At 71.1% G+C, this 18,914-nt stretch carries 21 protein-coding genes and 1 pseudogene; 10 read left to right on the forward strand and 12 right to left on the reverse strand.

All coding sequences use genetic code 11. From position 1 onward, the window contains the following. The first annotated feature begins 36 nt into the window (after positions 1 to 36). Complete coding sequence (locus TN53_RS24590; protein ID WP_046260802.1) at positions 37 to 807, forward strand: group II truncated hemoglobin; 771 nt, start codon at positions 37 to 39, stop codon at positions 805 to 807. Positions 808 to 1,116: 309 nt separating this feature from the next. Further along, positions 1,117 to 1,362, forward strand: a complete 246-nt coding sequence (locus TN53_RS48475) for a hypothetical protein (RefSeq protein WP_234441695.1) — start codon at positions 1,117 to 1,119, stop codon at positions 1,360 to 1,362. Between the two features lie 9 nt (positions 1,363 to 1,371). On the opposite strand, the gene TN53_RS24600 is transcribed toward TN53_RS48475, so the two are convergent. Then, positions 1,372 to 2,292 carry a helix-turn-helix domain-containing protein gene (locus tag TN53_RS24600; RefSeq protein WP_046260803.1) on the reverse strand — a complete coding sequence of 307 codons (921 nt, stop codon included), beginning with the start codon at positions 2,290 to 2,292 and terminating at the stop codon, positions 1,372 to 1,374. Positions 2,293 to 2,461: 169 nt separating this feature from the next. On the opposite strand from TN53_RS24600, the gene TN53_RS24605 reads away from it, so the two are divergent. Then, positions 2,462 to 3,502 carry an NAD(P)-dependent alcohol dehydrogenase gene (locus TN53_RS24605; RefSeq protein WP_046260804.1) on the forward strand — a complete coding sequence of 347 codons (1,041 nt, stop codon included), beginning with the start codon at positions 2,462 to 2,464 and terminating at the stop codon, positions 3,500 to 3,502. Between the two features lie 204 nt (positions 3,503 to 3,706). Next, positions 3,707 to 4,477: an SDR family oxidoreductase gene (locus TN53_RS24610; protein ID WP_046260805.1), complete on the forward strand. Its 771-nt coding sequence runs from the start codon at positions 3,707 to 3,709 to the stop codon at positions 4,475 to 4,477. A 1-nt stretch (position 4,478) separates the two neighbouring features. Here TN53_RS24610 and TN53_RS24615 read toward each other — a convergent pair whose 3' ends face one another. Then, on the reverse strand, positions 4,479 to 5,036 hold the full coding sequence (locus TN53_RS24615) for a hypothetical protein (protein ID WP_234441699.1): 558 nt from the start codon (positions 5,034 to 5,036) through the stop codon (positions 4,479 to 4,481). 220 nt (positions 5,037 to 5,256) lie between these two features. Between TN53_RS24615 and TN53_RS24620 the strand changes: the two genes are divergently transcribed. Then, positions 5,257 to 5,946: a hypothetical protein gene (locus tag TN53_RS24620; RefSeq protein ID WP_046260807.1), complete on the forward strand. Its 690-nt coding sequence runs from the start codon at positions 5,257 to 5,259 to the stop codon at positions 5,944 to 5,946. 19 nt (positions 5,947 to 5,965) lie between these two features. Here TN53_RS24620 and TN53_RS24625 read toward each other — a convergent pair whose 3' ends face one another. Next, on the reverse strand, positions 5,966 to 6,841 hold the full coding sequence (locus TN53_RS24625; RefSeq protein ID WP_046260808.1) for a DUF3152 domain-containing protein: 876 nt from the start codon (positions 6,839 to 6,841) through the stop codon (positions 5,966 to 5,968). 139 nt (positions 6,842 to 6,980) lie between these two features. Here TN53_RS24625 and TN53_RS24630 point away from each other — a divergent pair, with 139 nt between their 5' ends. From TN53_RS24630 to TN53_RS24640, 3 genes are all read left to right on the forward strand, one after another. Beyond that, on the forward strand, positions 6,981 to 7,676 hold the full coding sequence (locus TN53_RS24630) for a response regulator transcription factor (RefSeq protein WP_046260809.1): 696 nt from the start codon (positions 6,981 to 6,983) through the stop codon (positions 7,674 to 7,676). A gap of 125 nt (positions 7,677 to 7,801) precedes the next feature. Further along, entirely contained in the window at positions 7,802 to 9,280 is a 1,479-nt protein-coding gene (locus TN53_RS24635) for a sensor histidine kinase (protein WP_046260810.1), read from the forward strand. After that, entirely contained in the window at positions 9,277 to 9,825 is a 549-nt protein-coding gene (locus TN53_RS24640; protein WP_046260811.1) for a hypothetical protein, read from the forward strand. Before TN53_RS24635 ends, TN53_RS24640 begins: the two co-directional genes overlap by 4 nt. Positions 9,826 to 9,843: 18 nt before the next feature. Here TN53_RS24640 and TN53_RS24645 read toward each other — a convergent pair whose 3' ends face one another. Next, on the reverse strand, positions 9,844 to 10,437 hold the full coding sequence (locus TN53_RS24645) for a DUF4291 domain-containing protein (RefSeq protein WP_046260812.1): 594 nt from the start codon (positions 10,435 to 10,437) through the stop codon (positions 9,844 to 9,846). Positions 10,438 to 10,633: 196 nt separating this feature from the next. Between TN53_RS24645 and msrA (TN53_RS24650) the strand changes: the two genes are divergently transcribed. Next, positions 10,634 to 11,146 (forward strand): peptide-methionine (S)-S-oxide reductase MsrA, encoded by a 513-nt coding sequence (gene msrA / locus TN53_RS24650; RefSeq protein ID WP_046260813.1) that lies wholly within the window; start codon positions 10,634 to 10,636, stop codon positions 11,144 to 11,146. A gap of 63 nt (positions 11,147 to 11,209) precedes the next feature. Here msrA (TN53_RS24650) and TN53_RS24655 read toward each other — a convergent pair whose 3' ends face one another. The 5 genes and pseudogenes from TN53_RS24655 to TN53_RS24675 form a co-directional block, all read right to left on the reverse strand. Then, a complete protein-coding gene (locus tag TN53_RS24655) occupies positions 11,210 to 12,208 on the reverse strand; it encodes a MerR family transcriptional regulator (protein WP_046260814.1) in 999 nt (332 codons plus the stop codon). Positions 12,209 to 12,211: 3 nt separating this feature from the next. Then, positions 12,212 to 12,877: a HEAT repeat domain-containing protein gene (locus tag TN53_RS24660; RefSeq protein WP_095046710.1), complete on the reverse strand. Its 666-nt coding sequence runs from the start codon at positions 12,875 to 12,877 to the stop codon at positions 12,212 to 12,214. A gap of 203 nt (positions 12,878 to 13,080) precedes the next feature. After that, positions 13,081 to 14,202: an AI-2E family transporter gene (locus TN53_RS24665; protein WP_046260815.1), complete on the reverse strand. Its 1,122-nt coding sequence runs from the start codon at positions 14,200 to 14,202 to the stop codon at positions 13,081 to 13,083. A 143-nt stretch (positions 14,203 to 14,345) separates the two neighbouring features. Continuing rightward, a pseudogene (gene msrA, locus TN53_RS24670) lies at positions 14,346 to 14,780 on the reverse strand (peptide-methionine (S)-S-oxide reductase MsrA); the annotation flags it as partial. Between the two features lie 87 nt (positions 14,781 to 14,867). Beyond that, positions 14,868 to 15,986, reverse strand: coding sequence for a hypothetical protein (locus tag TN53_RS24675; RefSeq protein ID WP_046260816.1), 1,119 nt, complete (start codon positions 15,984 to 15,986; stop codon positions 14,868 to 14,870). 183 nt (positions 15,987 to 16,169) lie between these two features. On the opposite strand from TN53_RS24675, the gene TN53_RS24680 reads away from it, so the two are divergent. Continuing rightward, a complete protein-coding gene (locus TN53_RS24680) occupies positions 16,170 to 17,324 on the forward strand; it encodes a cystathionine gamma-synthase (protein WP_046260817.1) in 1,155 nt (384 codons plus the stop codon). A 28-nt stretch (positions 17,325 to 17,352) separates the two neighbouring features. On the opposite strand, the gene TN53_RS24685 is transcribed toward TN53_RS24680, so the two are convergent. The 3 genes from TN53_RS24685 to TN53_RS24695 all read right to left on the reverse strand — a co-directional run bounded on the left by TN53_RS24685 (position 17,353) and on the right by TN53_RS24695 (position 18,813). Continuing rightward, on the reverse strand, positions 17,353 to 17,601 hold the full coding sequence (locus TN53_RS24685; protein ID WP_046260818.1) for a hypothetical protein: 249 nt from the start codon (positions 17,599 to 17,601) through the stop codon (positions 17,353 to 17,355). Beyond that, entirely contained in the window at positions 17,598 to 18,101 is a 504-nt protein-coding gene (locus TN53_RS24690) for a sigma factor-like helix-turn-helix DNA-binding protein (RefSeq protein ID WP_046260819.1), read from the reverse strand. Before TN53_RS24690 ends, TN53_RS24685 begins: the two co-directional genes overlap by 4 nt. A gap of 205 nt (positions 18,102 to 18,306) precedes the next feature. Next, positions 18,307 to 18,813, reverse strand: coding sequence for a MarR family winged helix-turn-helix transcriptional regulator (locus TN53_RS24695; protein ID WP_171142677.1), 507 nt, complete (start codon positions 18,811 to 18,813; stop codon positions 18,307 to 18,309). Between the last annotated feature and the right edge of the window lie 101 nt (positions 18,814 to 18,914).

Genomic DNA, 18,914 nt, shown 5'->3' on the forward strand with positions numbered 1-18,914 from the left:
CAGCCTCCGGTGGGGCTTCCGTGTTTGTGTGGCCTCATGACCGCCCACACCGTGGAATACGTCCGGTACCACATCCCGGAAGCCCGCTCGGCGGAGTTCCTGGCCGCCTACACCCGCGCCGCCGCCCAGCTGGCGGCGGCGCCGCAGTGCGTGGACTACGAACTGGCGCGCTGCGAGGAGGACTTCGCGCACTTCGTCCTGCGCATCACGTGGACCTCGACGGAGGACCACATCGAGGGCTTCCGCAAGTCGGAACTCTTCCCCGACTTCCTCGCCGAGATCCGTCCGTACATCGCCGACATCGAGGAGATGCGGCACTACAAACCGACGACGGTACGCGGCGCGGGCTCGGCCGTGCCCACGCTGTACGAGTGGGCGGGTGGCGCGGAGGCCTTCGCCCGGCTGACGTCGGTCTTCTACGGCAAGGTCCTCAAGGACGACCTGCTGGCCCCGGTGTTCGACGGCCTGGCCCCCGAGCACGCCGAGCACGTGTCCCTCTGGCTGGTGGAGGTCTTCGGCGGCCCGCCCGGGTACTCCGAGACCCAGGGCGGCCACGGCCACATGGTCGCCAAGCACCTGGGCCGGGGGATCACCGAGCCCCAGCGCCGCCGCTGGGTCAGCCTCATCCAGGACGCCGCCGACGAGGCCGGCCTGCCCACCGACGCCGAGTTCCGCTCGGCTTTCCTCGCCTACATCGAGTGGGGCACCCGGCTCGCGGTGTACTTCTCCGGCCCGGACGCCAAGCCCCCGGCGGAGCAGCCGGTGCCGAAGTGGGGGTGGGGGGTGATGCCGCCGTACCAGGGGTGACGTAGGGCCCGCGCATGACCGCTGCCGTGACCGCCATGATCACCGCTGTGGTCGGTGTCCTCGGCACTCTCTTCGCCCCTGTCCTCAGCCAACGGCTGACCTCGCGACAGCGGGCGGAGGAGGTCGAACTCGCCGAGCGCAGGCGGCTGTTCGAGGACCGGCGGACCGCCAATACGGCGATGCTGTGCCTTCTGGGGGGCACCCCCAGACCCCCAGGCCTCGCGTCAGTTCCACATCCTCCTCAAGGACGCTCTGCACCGGCTGCGCGACGACGTCTACACGGATCACGACCGTGAACAGCTGGAGGAGGTGCGGCGGGAGTACCGGGACCGGTACGCCGAGGCGCAGATGGTCGTCCCGGAGCGGATCCTCCAGGCCTCGCGGACCGTGAACCAGGTGCTCGCGGGCATCGACGCCGTGGTGAAACGGCTCGACCGGGAGCGGGCCCGGGACGGGGAGAGCGCCGTGCAGGCGTTGCTCGACCTGAAGGAGGCCGAGCCCCGGCTGTCCGAGATGCGGCGGCTGATGCGCGAGGACCTCGGGGTCGCGTCCTGAGGCGCCCGGTCAGGTCTGCGGGGCCGCCGAGTCCTCGCCCGCCCGGGTCGCGTCCGTGCCCCAGCTGGCCAGCAGGCGCAGGGCCTCCGCCGAGGGCGAGCCGGGTTCGGCGTGGTAGGTGATCAGCGTCTGTTCGCTGTCGTCGGACAGGCGGAAGGACTCGAAGGACAGGGAGAGGTCGCCCACCAGGGGGTGACGGAAGTGCTTGACGCCGTAGCCCTTCTCCTTGACGTCGTGGGTGGCCCACAGCCGTCTGAACTCCTCGCTCTTGACCGAGAGCTCGCCCACCAGGGCGGACAGGCGCGGATCGTCGGGGTGGCAGCCGGCGTCCATGCGCAGATAGCTGACGATGTCCGTCGCCTTCGATTCCCATTCCACGAACAGGTCTCGGTACGCGGGCCGCAGGAACACCATCCGGGCCCAGTTGCGGTCCTGCGGCGGCAGTTCGGACCAGTCGCCGAACACCGCCGCGGCCATCCGGTTCCAGGCGAGGATGTCGGAGCGCCGGCCCGAGATGTAGGCCGGGACCCCCTCGAGCGAGTCGAGCAGCTGGAGCAGCGCTCCGCGCACCTGCTGGGTCCGTCCGGACTGCTTCTTCTTGTGCTGCTTCGGCTTCGCGAGATGTGTGAGATGGGCGTGCTCGGCGTCGTTCAGCCGCAGGGCACGGGAGATCGCGTCCAGGACCTCCGCCGACACGTTCCGTCCGTTGCCCTGCTCCAGGCGCGTGTAGTACGCCACGGACACCCCGGCCAGCTGCGCCAGCTCCTCGCGGCGCAGTCCTGGCACCCGCCGGTGGCGTCCGAAGTCCGGCAGCCCCACGTCCTCCGGCTTCAGCCGGGCCCGCCGGGTGCGCAGGAACTCGCTCAGCTCGGCACGCCGGTCCAGCGCACTGCCGGAGGGCTCCTGTACGGGTTCGGGGCGTTCGTCCATGCCTCAAGTATTCACGGTCGTACGCTCATCATCCTGACCCCGCCAGTAGTAGGAACAGCAAACGTAGGCAGAGCGGTGACCTGGGTGAACACCCGACGCTCGGGCAAGCTGGTGTCGTACCCGGTCAGAAGGCGGCCGGGTGCGACCCCCCTGCTAGGAGAACCCCGGCATGACCACCGTTGCTGCGTACGCCGCCCCCGCCGCGAAGGCTCCGCTGGAGCGCACCACCATCGAACGGCGCGCGGTCCGCGAGTTCGACGTCCTGATCGACATCAAGTTCGCCGGCATCTGCCACTCCGACATCCACCAGGCCCGCGAGGGCTGGGGCGAGGCCATCTTCCCGATGGTCCCGGGCCACGAGATCGCCGGCATCGTCTCCGAGGTCGGCCCCGGAGTCACCAAGTTCGCCGTCGGCGACCGGGTGGGCGTCGGCTGTCTGGTCGACTCCTGCCGCGAGTGCGACAACTGCAAGGCCGGCCTGGAGCAGTACTGCACCGGCGGGAACGTCGGCACGTACAACGCCGTCGGCAAGGACGGCGAGCCCACCTACGGCGGCTACGCCGAGAAGATCGTCGTCGACGAGAACTATGTGCTCCGCATCCCCGAGGGCCTGTCCCTCGACGTGGCCGCCCCGCTCCTGTGCGCCGGCATCACCACGTACTCCCCGCTCAAGCACTGGAACGCCGGCCCCGGCAAGAAGGTCGCGATCGTCGGCATGGGCGGCCTCGGCCACATGGGCGTCAAGATCGCGCACGCGCTGGGCGCCGAGGTCACCGTCCTGTCCCAGTCCCTGCGCAAGAAGGACGACGGCCTGAAGCTGGGCGCCGACCACTACCACGCGACCAGCGACGAGACGACCTTCAAGGAGCTCGCGGGCACCTTCGACCTGATCCTCTCCACCGTCTCGGCCCCGCTGAGCCTGGACGCCTACCTCTCCCTGCTGAAGACGGACGGCGCCTTCGTGAACGTCGGCGCCCCCGAGGAGCCGGTGGCCCTGAACCTCTTCTCGGTGATCGCCGGCCGCAAGACCCTCGCCGGCTCCGGCATCGGCGGCATCCCGGAGACCCAGGAGATGCTGGACTTCTGCGCGGAGCACAGCTTCGGTGCGGAGATCGAGCTGATCCGCGCCGACGAGATCAACGAGGCGTACGAGCGGGTGCTGGCGAGCGACGTCCGGTATCGCTTCGTGATCGACACGGCGACGATCTGACGCCACCCCCATGACCGAGGGCCCCGGAGCCGCACTGCTCCGGGGCCCTCACCGTTTCCCCGACCGGGAACTCCAGCGGGGCGCGCGGGTGCGGGCCGCGAGATCGGTCGCCGTGAGAAGAAATCCGCCGCCGTCTGTCACATCGCCCCGACGCCCGGGGTCAGTCCGGTGAAGGCAGTTGAACCTCGCGGAACTGGAGCAGACATGACGAAGACGGCACCCCTCCTGGTCACCGGCGGCACGGGCACCCTGGGCGGTCATGTGGTCCCGCTGCTGCGGGCGGCCGGTCACGAGGTGCGGGTTCTGAGCCGCGGTGCCCGAGAGGGCGGGGACGGCGTCGAGTACGTCACCGCCGACCTGCTGACGGGGGAGGGCGTGGCGGCGGCGGTGGCCGGTGCCGGGACGGTCCTGCATCTGGCGGGCGGGCCGAAGGGGGACGACGAGGCGACCCGGAATCTGGTGCGGGCCTGTGTCGGCGCCAAGGTGCGCCACCTCGTCCATATCTCGGTCATCGGCGCCGACCGCGTCCCGCTGGCCTGGCTGCGGACCAAGCTCGAGTCGGAGCGGGTCATCGTCGACTCGGGCATCCCCTGGACGACGCTGAGGGCGGCCCAGTTCCACGACCTGACCCTCACGATGATCGAGAAGATGACGAAGCTGCCGGTGCTCCCGGTGCCGGGAGGGCTGCGTCTTCAGCCGGTGGACTCGGCCGAAGTGGCGGCACGACTCGTCGAGTTGACGCTGGGGGAGCCTCAGAGGCTGGTCCCCGACATCGCGGGCCCGAAGACGTACGACATCGGCGAACTGGCCCGTCCGTACCTCGAACTCCGGGGAGAGCGGAGCCGGTTGCGGATGCCGGTGCGGATTCCGGGCAAGGCGGGGAAGGCGTACCGGGCGGGCGCGAACCTCACGCTTCAGGGGGCGGAGACGGGGAAGCGGACGTGGGAGGAGTTCCTGGCGGGGCGCGTGGGGTGACTCAGTCAGCGGGCGCGCGAGTCCACAGGGTCACGTCGCTGCTGGTCGCCACGGCGAGAGTGCGGCCGGAGGGGGAGAAGCCGACGGCTCGCAACTCGGAGTAGTACGAGTGGAGGATGTGCCACCACCCCTCTCCGTGCGGGGCGCGGTGCGGCATGCTGCTGCCGCGGGAGAGCAGGACCCGGTCGTGCGGCCAGTCGGGACTCACGACCTCCAGGCCCCAGCCGTCACCGGTGCCGGTGTGCAGTGCGCCGCCGAGGAGCCCGGCGATGTACACGCTGCGGCCGGCGATCGGCCCGAGCCCCGGGCACGACAGACCGGGAGGCGCCTCGCGACCGCACTCCTCGGCGTCGGGATCGGGGTCACGGTCCCGGGCGATCCTCTCTCCCGTGACGGCGTCGAACAGACCATGCCCGTCAGCGGAGACGACCATCACCAGGTCATGGCCGTTCTCCGGGTGCGTGGCGAAACCGATGCCGAGCAGCCCGCCGACGGCGGCGCAGCCCTCGAAGACCGGCCGCCAGGGCTCGGGGGCGGGCACGACCGGGGCGGCGAGCATACGGTCCCGCAACTCCACCTGATAGGCGGTCAGTCCGCCGTGACCACCGGCCTGCTCCACGTTTCTCACCCCACCATGATCCATGAGCCCTGCTTCACCTTCCCCCGGGGTGGTGGTTCGGTCCTTCGGGAATGGGACTGACGTTCTACTCTGCTGATCGATGCTCCGGTGGGGAGCTGGTGGGGAACGGGTGGGGACGACGATGGTTCGGCAGTCACGGGTGGGCGTTTCTCTGGCGGTGCTCACGTTGTGCGCGACGCTCGCCGGATGCGGTTCCGATGCGGACGCCTCGGCGGACGTGGCCGTCGTGGCGGCGGAACCGTTGAGCGCGGCGGAGCTCGAACAGGCGGTGCTCACGAAGGCGGACCTCGGCGGTTACGACATCGAGAAGGTGGTGACCGACACGTCCGCGTCGCGGCGTACGGCCGATCCCGCCGAATGCGCCCCCGTAGCCCGGGCGTTGGGGGGCAGCAGCGGCTTCGGCGCCGTCGCGCGTGCCGGCCGGATGATCTTCTCGAAGAAGGACAGCGCAACCGGGGCGACCATGATCCTGTCGTCGCACAGCGGTCAGGGCGCCGCGCGGGTGATCGCCGAACTTCGCACCGCCGCAGAGGAGTGCGAGACCTTCAAGGACGTGGCGGTGGGCTTCCGTTACGACGATGTGGAGGTGCGGCCCGATCCGCACCAGGGCGACGAGTCCGTGTCCCTGCGGCTTACCCAGCTCGCGGCGCTCAGCGAGGACGAGGAGCCCATCCGGGTCCCCTACGCGGTGCTGGCCGTCCGGCAGGGAGCCACGGTCGCCATGTTCTACGAGTTCGACCGGCCCCGTGCGTCGGGAGATTCGCCCCCGGCCGTCGTACCGGAAGCGATCGTCGAGGCGCAGCTGAAGAAGCTGGAGGCTTCCGGGTGAGCGTGACGCCGGCACGGCGTCAGGGCACGGCCGGTCCGGTGATGAGCCGTCCCTGGGCGTCGTAGGGCCAGACGTTGGGGACGCAGCCCTTCAGGCCCTTGATCTGCTGCATCATCGCCGGTGCGGGTTTGCCGGGACCGGGGCAGGTGACGTGGCCGTGGTGGAGGAAGTGGCCGACCTCGTGGTTGATGATCAGGGCCCGGTAGGACCGTACGTCGTCGGCGTAGTACTGGGTGGCCAGCTCCCAGCGCCTGAGGTTGACCATGACGGTGTCGTTCACGCTGCAGTTGTACTCACCCCCGGTGTCCAGGCCCTGCGTCGCGCAGATCTTGTCGACGGTGCCCGGGGTCGCGACCTTGACGACGAAGTCGGCGGTCCCCGACGAGATCCGCTGGAACGCGGAGGTGCCGTCCGCCGTCCAGCCCCGAGGGTCGGCCAGGACGCGGTCCACCTGCTCGGCCACGTCCGCGGTGGACAGGTCGAGCCCCGTCTCGACCTCGACGCGGTAGCGCAGGGTCCTGCCGCTGCCGGCCTTGGGGCTGCCGCCGGACGCGGTGACGAAGGTGCCGGGGCCGGTCGCGGGGATGGTGGGGGCCGGGGTGGTGGTGCGGGACGGGGCGGGTTTGGCCCGCTGGGTGGAGCGCGCATCAGCCGTGGGCGTCGGCGTCGGTGTGGCTCTACTCTCGGGGGCCGTCACGTGCCCGGCGTCCGTCCTGGCCTCCCCGTCGGCGGGCGGCGCCCACCGGGCGGCCGCGAACCCGGCGGCGCCGAGGACGGTCAGGGCGACCAGACCCGCCCACACGCGTCCCGTTCCGCGCCGCCGTCCGGAGGAGGCGTGCGTGGCGCCGCGTCGGCGGCGTCGGGAACGGGAGGGTGTGGTGGTGTGGGCGGTCATGGTTAGCCAGGTTGTGGCCGCCATGTGATCGGATCTGGCCCGAATGGTCACGAAAAGATAACGAACGGTCCGTCGCGGACTGTGTGATCATCCGGTAACAGAGTCCAGGCGCGTGCCCGACGGTCCCGATACTGAGCCCATGCCACGAGTTCTGCTGATCGAAGACGACCGCGCCGTCCGCGAAGGGGTCGCCCTGGCACTGCGCCGCCAGGGACACGACGTCGCCGCCGCCGCGACCGGCGAGGACGGCATGGCGCACCTCACGTCCTTCCGCCCCGACGTCGTGGTCCTCGATCTGATGCTGCCCGGCATGACCGGCCTGGACGTGTGCCGTGGCATCCGCTCCGTCGACCAGACCCTGCCGATCGTCATGGCGACCGCGCGGGGCGACGACGTGGACATCGTCGTAGGCCTGGAGGCGGGCGCCGACGACTACGTCGTCAAGCCGGTGCAGGCCGGTGTGCTGAACGCCCGTATCCGCGCGGTACTCCGCCGCGCGGGCGGCTCCGCGGCCGACGGCGGCGGCCTGCCGAGGATCGACACCCACGGCGACCTGGCCATCGACCGGGCCGGTCTCACTGTCACCGTCGCGGGCACCCCGGTCGCCCTCGCCCCCTCCGAACTCCGCCTCCTCCTGACCCTCTCCGCCTCACCCGGACAGGTCTTCAGCAGACAGCAGTTGCTGGAGGCGGTCTGGGAGCACAGCTACCACGGCGACGCCCGCCTGGTGGACGCCTGCGTGAAACGGCTGCGCGCCAAGATGGGCGATCCGCCGCGGGATCCGCGCTACATACAGACGGTGCGTGGCTTCGGCTATCGGTTCGCGGCCAAGTGAGACGTCGTACGGGAGTGGGGGGCCGTAGGGGAGTGGGTGGGCGTACGGCGCCGAGTGGTCGTACGGCGGCGAGTGGGCGTACGAGGGTGAGGTTCCCGGCGTGGATCGCGCGCGGCGGTCTGCGGATGCGGCTGGTCGTGGCGTTCGGGCTCGTCGCCGCCCTGGCCACCATGACGACCGGCGCCCTGGCCTTCCGGGAGGCCCGCAACGGGGTTCTCAAGCAGAGCCAGGACACGGTGATCGCGCAACTGCGCGCCCAGGTCGGGCGCCTGGCCCCGGACTTGGCGTATCCCCCCTCCCGGCAGTCACTGCGGCAGTTCGCCGTGGACGTGGCCCGCGCCGAACCGGCGGCCACATGGCGGGTGTTGGTCCGATACGAGGGGATCTCCGAGACCTCGGTCCCCGGCGACCCCTTCGGCGCGCTGACACCGGCCGTGCGCGAGGCCGTCGACTCGAGCCCGGCCACGGTGTTCCAGCGGGTGCGCGACGGCGGACGTACCTCGCTGCTCGTCGGCATGTCGGTCGTCTTCGCCGGCCCGGTCGGGGGCATTCCGGTGCTGTCCGGTGTCCAGGTCTTCCTCACCGTGCCCCAGACCGGCGAACAGGCGTCCGTCGACGCCCTGGTCACCGCGGTGGAGCGGGCGATGGTACCGGCTCTCGGCGCCGCCGTGCTCCTCGCCCTGTTCGCCGCACGCGGAGTGCTGCGTCCGGTCCGTGCCCTTCGCAGCGCCACCCGCAGCATCGCCGAGGGCCACCTCGACACCCGCCTCGACGTCAACGGCTCCGACGAACTCGCCGACCTGTCCCACACGTTCAACGAGACCGCGGCGGCCCTGGAGCAGTCCGTCGCCGAACTGCGCGCAATGGAGGCGCGGGCCCGCCGTTTCGTGGCGGACGTCTCCCACGAACTGCGTACCCCGCTGGCCGCGATGTCGGCGGTCACCGACGTCCTCGACGAGGAGGCCGGCCACCTCGATCCCGACACGGCCACCGCGGTACGGCTGATCAGCGAGGAGACGGTCAAACTCGCCCGTCTGGTCGAGGACTTGATGGAGGTCTCCCGTTTCGACGCGGGCGCGGCGGTCCTCCACCTGGACGAGATCGACCTCGCCGAGTCGATCCGCCGCACCCTCGCCTCCCGCGGCTGGTCGGACGAGGTGGAGACGGCACTGCCGGGCCCCGACGAACTGCGCGGAAGGGTCGACCCTCGGCGGCTTGACGTGGTCGTGGCCAACCTGGTCGGGAACGCGCTGCGGCACGGCGCGCGGCCGGTGCGGATCGGATTGTCGACGGACGTACCGGCGGATGTGCCGGCGCATGTTCGGGCGGACGTACCGACGGTCACCTCGGTGATCGTCGAGGTGACGGACAGCGGCCCCGGCATCCCGGCCGACGTACTGCCGTACGTCTTCGAGCGCTTCTACAAGTCCGACAGTGCGCGCACCCGTACCGAGGGCAGCGGGCTGGGCCTCTCGATCACGGAGGAGAACGTACGGATGCACGGCGGGACGATCCGCGCGGCGAACCGTCCCGAGGGCGGCGCGGTCTTCACCGTGGAACTCCCGCTACGGCGGGACGAGTCGGAGGGCGGAGGTTCCTCATGAAGCCGGCCCACGCCACCGCGCTGCTCGTCGCGGCGTCGGCCCTCCTGCTCTCCGCCTGCGACATCCCCGCGACCGGCGTGGTGGAGGCGGGCGGGCCCGCGAGCGGAATCCCCCCGACCGTACCGATCTACCTGATCCGGGACGGCGCCCTGGTCGCGGTACCCCGCACGATCTCCGACGCCGGCGAACCCGTCACGGCCGTCGAGTCACTCCTCAAGGGCCCGACCCCACAGGAACGACGCAAACACCTGACCACCGACCTGGCCCTCCACCTGCTCCCCACCACCCGCCCGACCCCGTCACCCACCGAGCCGCTCCCCGAGGAGACGGTACGGCTCACGACGCAGACCGACAGGATCTACCTCGAACTGCCGCGCTACGCAGGCAAGATGACCTCCCTCGCGGCGAACCAGGTCATCTGCACCGCCGCCCGCGCGTATCTGCTCACCCGCCCGGACCTGGACTCGACGACGGTGACGGTGACGGTGACGGATGCGGCGGGCGGGACATTCGAGGGGGACGTGGAGCGCTGTCCCGAGCTGTAGCGCGGGGGCGTCCTGGCCTCATCCCCGCAGGTGGGCGAGGAGTGCGTCTCCGACGGGATACGGATGTTCCTGGGGCAACAGCCGTGCGGCGGAGTCCAGATCGCCGACGCGGACTCGCGCGTGTATCTCCTGGGCGAGCGGGGTCACGTCACGAATGCCGACCGTCCACTCATCGGCGTATCGCCGAACCGCCTCACCGCAAAGGCCGAGTTGCAGGGCGCGGTGGGGCAGGGCCTGGAGACGCACGTCCCGCTCGGGATCCCACTGCACACGAGCGGGCGCCCGCTTCAACTGGCGCTGCCAGGTGGCCCGGTCGGAGTGCAGGCCCTGGACGTAGCCGGACAGGCATGCGTGGCGCAGCGCCCACTCGAAGCCGTCACGGGTGATCTCGACGGCGAGCACGGTCTCCTGCCCCTCCTTCGTGGCCCAGCCGCAGCGGTACATCATCCAGAGAAAGCTGGGCTTGATCCACGTCATCCGGTCGCGCTTCCACGCCGCCGGGAAACGGCCCTCGCGGGCGGCCGGCAGGCCGAGGTCAGGGGAGTACGCCTGGTAGACGGTGATCGTGGCTGCCGTGTGGGCCGCGCGGATCTGGTGTCGGGGCTGTTCCATGGCATACAGCGTGGGGCCGGTCCGGCTGGTGGGACCAGTGGTTTTCGACCGGCCCGGACTTGTGCCGGCGAGGCCGTTCGCCCGGTACGGAATCGGTGGAAGCCCTCGTGCGTTGAGGAGGGTGGGTCTGGGATGCCGACGTTGTGCGAGCCGAGCAGCCCGAGTGAGCGAGATGGCACATATGGGAGGAGCGGGAATGGCTGCGCAGACGCAGAGGGCCGTGCTGGCGGGCGGATGCTTCTGGGGGATGGAGGAGCTGGTCCGCCGCCTTCCGGGCGTGACGGCGACCCGGGTGGGATACACCGGAGGTGACGTGCCGAACGCGACGTACCGTAACCACGGCACGCACGCGGAGGCCATCGAGATCGTCTTCGACCCCGCGAAGACCGACTACCGCGCGATCCTGGAGTTCTTCTTCCAGATCCACGACCCGAGCACCAAGAACCGGCAGGGCAACGACATCGGTCTGAGCTACCGCTCGGCGATCTACTACGTGGACGACGAGCAGAAGCGGATCGCCGAGGACACGATCGCGGACGTGGACGCCTCCGGCCTGTGGCCGGGCAAGGTGGTCACCGAGGTGGAGCCGGTGGGCCCCTTCTGGGAGGCCGAGCCCGAGCATCAGGACTACCTGCAGCGTTACCCGGACGGCTACACCTGCCACTTCCCGCGCCCGGGATGGCGGCTGCCCGCCCGCGCCGAGGGCTGACCGAGGGGCGGCCCGGCGGAGGTCCTGCGGCCGGGCCGCGTACGCGGTACCCCAGAAGAACTGTCACCCCGCGTCGCGTAGCCGAAGAAGGTACGCGGCGGTCAGCGCGACGGCCCGGTCCCCGTCACCGGACAGCTCCACGAGGGCGCCCGAAGCCGTGCGCCCCGGGATGTCCGCCAGCGCCTGCGTCAGCCGTACGCGTGCGGGCGCCCCGATGGCGTCGTGGGTGAGGCGGTCGACGAGCCTGGTGGCGATCCGGTCCGCCGTCGCGGTGTCGCCCGCCAGCATGCTCAGCGCGTCGGCCGCCTCCGTGTCGTTCCTGCCCGCCACGATCAGGTCGACGAGGACCGGGACCGCGTCGGCCACGCCCCGTGTCCCGAGCGCCAGAGCCGCAAGGCCGCGGACCACGGCGTCGGGGTCCGCGAGGGCGTCCCGCAGCCGGGCGGTGGCCTCCTCACCGGGCAGCTCGGCGAGGGACCGAACGGCACGTTCCCGCACGGCGGCCACCGGTGAGCCGAGGCCCTGAGCCAGCAGTGCCGTGCCGCCGTCGCCCGATCGCGCCAGCGCCCAGCGAAGGGCTCCGGCGACGTTCGGATCCGTCTCCCTGAGCACCGCCTCGACCAGGGCCGCCAGCGGAATCTCGGCGGCTGGCGAAAGGGCCGCGCGCTGGCGGGCGGCAGCGCTCTTCGACCCCAGCGCCTGGAGGAACACGACGATCTGGAGGACGTCCTCCCAGCCGGCGGGCTCGGCGGCGTCGATCCGGCGGAGCCGCGTGAGCAGCTCGGTCTCGGCCGCGATGCGTTCGCGCGTCTGACGGATGAGGTCGTCGACGAGCGCCGCGGGCGTGAAACCGGGATCGCCCAGCGCACGCCCGATCTCACGCAACGACAGCCCCAGCGACCGCAGGCTCTCGATGTGGAAGATCCGCCGGATGTCGTCGCCGGAGTACTCCCGATAGCCGGAGCCCGTACGCCCCGAGGGACGCAGCAGTCCGAGCGACTCGTAATGCCTGAGCATGCGGGCACTGACCCCGGACCGTCGCGCCACCTCACCGATCAACACGCCCTATTGTCCCGCCCGGCCCGACCCGCCGAGGGCCACCACGCGCTTCGCCTCCTCGATCGCGAACTCGAAACCGGCGTCCGGATCGCGCAGCAGCCGTTCCGTGGCGAGCGCGTGCGTACGCACACGCCGGTCAGCGGCCGTCGTCGCGGCACTCAGAGCCGGCAGTACGACCTCACCCAACCCGACCAGTGCCCGGCTGAGACTCAGCTGCGTCTCGCGCTCACCGCGCCCGAGCTGCGTCGCCAGTACCGCGGCCAACCCGGACTCCTCGCCTTCCGGCACGAGCACGACCGCGGCCTGCCAGGCGCTCCGCGCCACCTCGTCGTCGGCGTCGCACAGCAGCGCCCGGGTTATCGCCGGCCACGCCTGCCGGTCCCCGATCTTGGACAGGGTGTGCAACGCCTGGCTCCGTGCCTGCGCACGCTCCGAACGGACTTCGCGGAGCAGCCCGGGGAGCGTCACGGACACCGGGTGTCGGGCGAGCGCCCACGTCAGCATGTCGCGGACGAAGAACTCCGGCTCGATCGCGCACCGCTCGATGAGCCTGCCGACGAAGCGCGGCTCGGGCGTCGTGCCGACCGCCATAACCGCCCGCAGTCGCACGGACGAACGGTCGTCCTCCAGACCCTGGAGAGCCCACGTCCCCTCCGCGTCCTGTTCCGTCATGGTCACCGCGACCACCTCCTCGGCAAGCAGTGAAGGCCTTGTCACCGTGTCAAGGTCAAACGCTCACCGGGCGATCCCGCGGCGGCGCCGTGCGGTGCCGTACCGCCGGTGAGTGCTCTTGGCTGCTCATGGTCGGAGGAGGCGGGGATCCCTCACCAGCCGGCGGAGACGGTGAGGGGCCGGCCGCACCCGCCCTCGCATCCCTAGGACGGGACGGGGGCGTCGGTGTCCGACCCGTCGGCCCCCGGCCCCGGCCCCTCGGACGGTTCGCGGAGCTGCTCACGCACGTAGTCCCAACACACCGCGATCAGCGCGGCGACCGGCACCGCGAGCAGACTCCCCACGATGCCGGCCAGACTGCCGCCCAATGTCACCGCCAGCAGGATCACGGCCGCGTGGAGGCCGAGCCCACGGCTCTGGATCATGGGCTGGAGCACGTTGCCCTCGAGCTGCTGCACCACCACGATGATCGCCAGCACGATCAGCGCGTCCGTCAGGCCGTTGGAGACCAGCGCGATGAGAACCGCGACGAACCCGGCGAACAGGGCACCGATGATCGGCACGAACGCGGAGACGAACGTCAGTACCGCCAGGGGAAGCACAAGGGGTACGCCCAGGATCCACAACCCCAGCCCGATCAGGACGGCGTCGATCAGGCCGACAGCCGCCTGAGAACGCACGAACGCGCCCAGGGTGTTCCAGCCGCGCGCGGCCACGGTCGGGACGTCGGTCGCGAGCCGACCGGGCAGCTGTCGGGCCAGCCACGGCAGGAACCGTGGGCCGTCCTTGAGGAAGAAGAACATCAGGAAGAGCGCCAGGACAGCGGTGACCAGGCCGTTCAGCACGGTGCTCACTCCCGTGACGACAGCGCCCGCCACATTGCCCAGACTGTCCTGCGCACGGGAGACCGCGGTGTCGAAGGCCTTGTTGATCTGCGCGTCATCGATGTTCAACGGCGGCCCGGCGGCCCACTCGCGCAACTCCTGAATGCCCTTGAACACACCGTCGCTCAGGTCCCCGGACTGCGATGCCACCGGTACCGCGATCAGCGCCACGACACCCATGGCGACCAGGAGGAACAGCACCGTCACGACCGACGCGGCGAGAGCGGGCTGCCACCCGCGACGCCGCAGGAAACGAGTCGGCGGCCAGGTCAACGTCGTCAGCAGCAGGCCGATCACGAGCGGCCACACGACCGACCACATCCGCCCCAGGATCCACAGAGCCACCGCGAGCATCAGAAGTACGAGCAGCAACTCCCCGGAGACCCGCGCCGATGTGCGCAGCGCGGCCCGGGCCCTCGTGGAACTCAACGTGGCAGTCACGGAGGCACCCTATGGGGACTCAACGCACATGGTCATCACTGCTGCCAGCTTGTATGCCTGGTTACAGGAGGAGCGCCAGGCTGAACAGGAGCCCTCTGGACGGCAGCGCCCGAAGAGTCGCCGCGACCTCCGGTGACAGTGGCTCAGCCATCCGCCCTGGCCACGCCGATCGGGCACGACACCCCGGTGCCGCCGATCCCGCAGTAACCGGCCGGGTTCTTGTCCAGGTACTGCTGGTGATACCCCTCGGCCGCATAGAAGGTACGTCCCGCCGCCGGCAGGATCTCCGTGGTGATCGTGCCGTGGCCCGTGCCGGTGAGGAGCTTCTGGTAGGTCTCGCGGGAGGTTTCGGCGGTGGTGGCCTGGGCGGGGGTGTGGGTGTGGATCGCGGAGCGGTACTGGGTGCCGACGTCGTTGCCCTGGCGGAAGCCCTGGGTGGGGTCGTGGGACTCCCAGAAGGTCTTCAGGAGGCGCTCGTAGGAGATGAGCGAGGGGTCGTACACGACGCGGACGACCTCGGTGTGGCCGGTCAGGCCTGAGCAGACCTCTTCGTAGGCGGGGTTCTCGCCGGACCCTCCGGTGGTGGCCGGAAGCGGCATCACGCACAACGGCCCGGCGCCGCCCCGCATTCCGTCGGGGCAGGGCGACGCCGGTCGGACTGCTCCTCAGTGCGGCAGCGTCGCCGGGCTGCCGCCGTTCGCCTCGTAGCCCGCCACCGCCAACGCCCGGTAGACCGCGAACTCGGCCGCCGGATCGGGGGACAGGGTCCACGGCAGGGCGCCCACATGGCCGTCGATGTGTATGAGCTGGTTCATGGCTTCCTGCCAGCGCTCGCCGCGGACCAGGAAGAAGACCAGCATGTGCCGCACATGCGCCAGCATCGGGTCGTCCGCGCGGGCCGAGTGCACGGCGTGCAGCGCCCCGTGCATCGCCTTGGTGACGGTCTCGCTCTGGTAGAAGCCGCTGACCAGGTTCACCTCGGGCAGGTGCTCGAAGACCGCGAACAGGGGCATGGCGGCGAGGAGGGAGCCCCGCGGGGCGCGGGCCGCGGCGGCCTCCGCGAAGGACATCGCCAGCTCACGCGAGCCGTGCCACTTCTCGCACCAGTAGTGGAGCGCCGCCAGATGCGCGCCCATGTGCGACGGGGCGCGGTCAAGGATCCTCAGCCACAGCTGCTCGAACTCCGCCCGCGGATAGGCGAGGCCACGCGCCACCGACAGCTCGACGATGTACGGGACCGGGTCACCCGGCGCCAGCAGCGCCGCCTCGCCGCACGCCGCCCTCGCCTCCTCCATGATGATCCGGAACGAGTCCGTGCCGGGCGTCGCCGTCCGCCACGCCTGCTGCACCAGGAACTCCGCGTGGATGGCCGCACCACCCGCGTCCTTGGGCTGCTCGGCCCGCCACACCCGCAGCCACTGGCCGCCCGGCGACTCGCCCACCCCGCCGGGCCGCTGCGCCAGCTCCAGGGAGGCCGCGCCCGCGAAGGCCTGCACACGCTGCCACCGCAGCTCGCCCGCCGCCTCGGTGCCCACCAGCAGCTGAGAGGCCGCCCGGTAGTCCTGGGTACGCTGCACCAGGTCCAGGACGTCCAGCAGGTCCTGGTCGGGGCCGGGCATGCGGACGTCCAGCTCCTCCTGCCGTACAAAGCCGTAGTCCGCGGGGTCCGCGGCGTCCGGGTGGCCCGGCGGGACCTGCTCGATCATGCCCCGGCGGCGCCGCAGGACCGGCAGCAGCACGAAGCCGAGCATGACCACCGCCATCAGGACCCAGAGAATTTCCATGCCTCAAGCGTTCCAGACGCTGCCGACAATTGGCCAACCCGGTCCCGGGCCTGTGGAAAACCTCCCGTCCCGACTCCGGATGCCTGGGGAAAACCTCCCGTCCCGGCTCCGCGGCCTGGGGAAAACCCTTCTCCAGCCTCGCTGTGCGACGCCTGCCCCGCGAGCGGACTACGCTCGGTGCCCATGAGCGACAGGCACATCAGTCAGCACTTCGAGACGCTCGCCATCCACGCGGGCAACACGGCGGACCCCCTCACCGGTGCGGTCGTCCCGCCGATCTACCAGGTCTCGACCTACAAGCAGGACGGCGTCGGCGGTCTGCGCGGCGGCTACGAGTACAGCCGCAGCGCCAACCCGACACGTACCGCCCTGGAGGAGAACCTCGCCGCCCTCGAGGGCGGACGACGGGGCCTCGCGTTCGCGTCCGGACTGGCGGCCGAGGACTGCCTGTTGCGTACGCTGCTCAGCCCCGGCGACCACGTGGTCATCCCCAACGACGCCTACGGCGGCACGTTCCGGCTCTTCGCGAAGGTCGTCGCCCGCTGGGGCGTCGAATGGTCGGTCGCCGACACCAGCGACCTGGCCGCCGTACGGGCCGCCATCACCCCGAAGACCAAGGCCGTGTGGGTGGAGACCCCCTCCAACCCGCTGCTCGGCATCACCGACATCGCCGCCGTCGCGCAGATCGCCCGGGACGCCGGCGCGAAGCTCGTCGTCGACAACACCTTCGCCACGCCGTATCTGCAGCAGCCGCTGTCGCTCGGCGCCGACGTCGTCGTGCACTCCCTGACCAAGTACATGGGCGGCCACTCGGACGTCGTCGGCGGCGCGCTGATCACCGCCGACGAGGCGCTCGGCGAGGAACTGGCGTACCACCAGAACGCGATGGGCGCGGTCGCCGGGCCCTTCGACTCCTGGCTGGTGCTGCGCGGAGCCAAGACGCTGTCGGTGCGGATGGACCGGCACAGCGAGAACGCGACCAAGGTCGCCGACATGCTGACCCGGCACGCGCGCGTGACGAAGGTGCTCTACCCGGGCCTGGAGGACCACCCCGGTCACGAGGTCGCCGCCAAGCAGATGCGGTCCTTCGGCGGCATGATCTCCTTCCAGGTCACGGGCGGCGAGGAGGCGGCCGTCGAGGTCTGCAACCGCGCCGAGGTGTTCACGCTGGGCGAGTCCCTGGGCGGCGTGGAGTCCCTGATCGAGCACCCCGGCCGGATGACGCACGCGTCGGTCGCCGGCTCGGCCCTCGAGGTCCCCGCCGACCTCGTACGCCTCTCCGTGGGCATCGAGAACGTCGACGACCTGCTGGAAGACCTTCAGCAGGCGCTGGGCTAGCAGGCGCTGGGCCAGGCCCTGCGCTGGCTCACCAGCCGGTCAGCGGTGGAGTCGTCTCCGACGGCGGCTCCACCCAGGGGCGGGCCATCACCGCCCACACCACGAACGCCACGCCGGCCGCGAACATCAGGAACCACATGAGCCGCAGGGCCGCCCGTCTGCGCCGCAGCATGCGGCTGCCGCGGTGCACCACCTCGTCGTGGAGCTCCGGTGGCACGGAGGACGGCGTCTGATCCATGATCCGCCGCACGGCTGCCTCGCGCTCGGGTCGGTTCACGACGCCACCACCTTCGCGCCTCCCACCGCCGGAGCGGGCCCCCGCGGGGGATGCAGCAGCGTCGCCGTCGCCCGGTCGCAGATCGTGCGGACGCGCTCCGTGGCGAGTCCGAGCAGGGCGGCCGTCTGCTCCTCGGCGACACCCTCGTAGAGTCGCAGGACGAGGACGAGTCGCTCCTGCGGGGCCAGCGCGGCCAACGGGCTCGCGGGGTGCGGTCGGTGGCCGCCCAGGCCGCCGTACTGGTGCCAGGCGCCGCGGGCGAAGCGGGTGGCCAGGTACTGGCGGGTGCGGTCGTAGGGGTCCTCGCCGCGCAGTCCGTCCCAGCACGCGTACGTGTGGGCGAGCGCCAGCGTCAGCAGGCGCCGCGCGCGGGGGTTGTCGTCCGGCGCCTCCGCCGTCAGAAGCGTCGCGGCATGCAGCAGCCGCCCGGCGGCGCCCGCGACGAACGCCTTGAACTCCCGGGCCCGACGGGCTTCTTGGGACGCATGCCGTTGTCGCACCGCGCCTCCCGCCTGAGGGCGACCTGTGAGGGAACGGGACCCGCACCACGTACCGGATACGCAACCGTGTGCGAGTTAAGGACCCGGTCTCATATGAGGCCAGGGGTGGCCTTTGGGTCAAGAGCCGCGCACCCCTCAAGAGCCGCGCACCCCTCAAGAGCCGCGCACCCGGAGAACGGGTGCGCCACGCGCGCGTGAAGGACGCTCAGGACGCCGACGGTGCGTCCGCGCCCGGCAGGCCCTGGGCCGCCATCCGCGAGGAGAGCGCGGTGTTGAAGCGCGTGAGGAGCGTGCAGAACGCCTCGCGCTCCTCCGGTGCCCAGTCGTGTGTCAGCTCGGCCATCAACTGACGCCGCGAGGAGCGCACTTCCTCCAGCCGCGACAGCCCGCGCGGGGACAGCTGGAGCACCACCGCCCGGCCGTCCTCCGGGTGCGAGGTGCGCTTGACGAGCCCGGTGTCCACGAGCGGAGCCACCTGCCGGGTGACCGTCGACGAGTCGATGCCCATGCTCGCGGCGAGCGCCTTGACGCCCATCGGGCCCTCCTTGTCGAGGCGGTTGAGCAGCAGATATGCGGCGCGGTCCATGGAGTTGCGCACCTGCCCGACCCCGCCGAGCCGGGTCTGTTCGGCACGACGGGCGAAGACCGCCACCTCGTGCTGCAGCGTGTCGAGGAGACCGGTGTCACCGACGGTCGTCATGTCCATCGACATTTCAGGTGTTGTGGGCATGGCCGGGGGCTCACTTCAGATAAGGGGTGCTGGGTTGGGGGACAGGGTACGCGGCCGGAAGGCGGGCCGTACCGGCGCTGCGG

This window comes from Streptomyces sp. WM6386, from assembly GCF_000972385.1.
Taxonomy (GTDB): domain Bacteria; phylum Actinomycetota; class Actinomycetes; order Streptomycetales; family Streptomycetaceae; genus Streptomyces.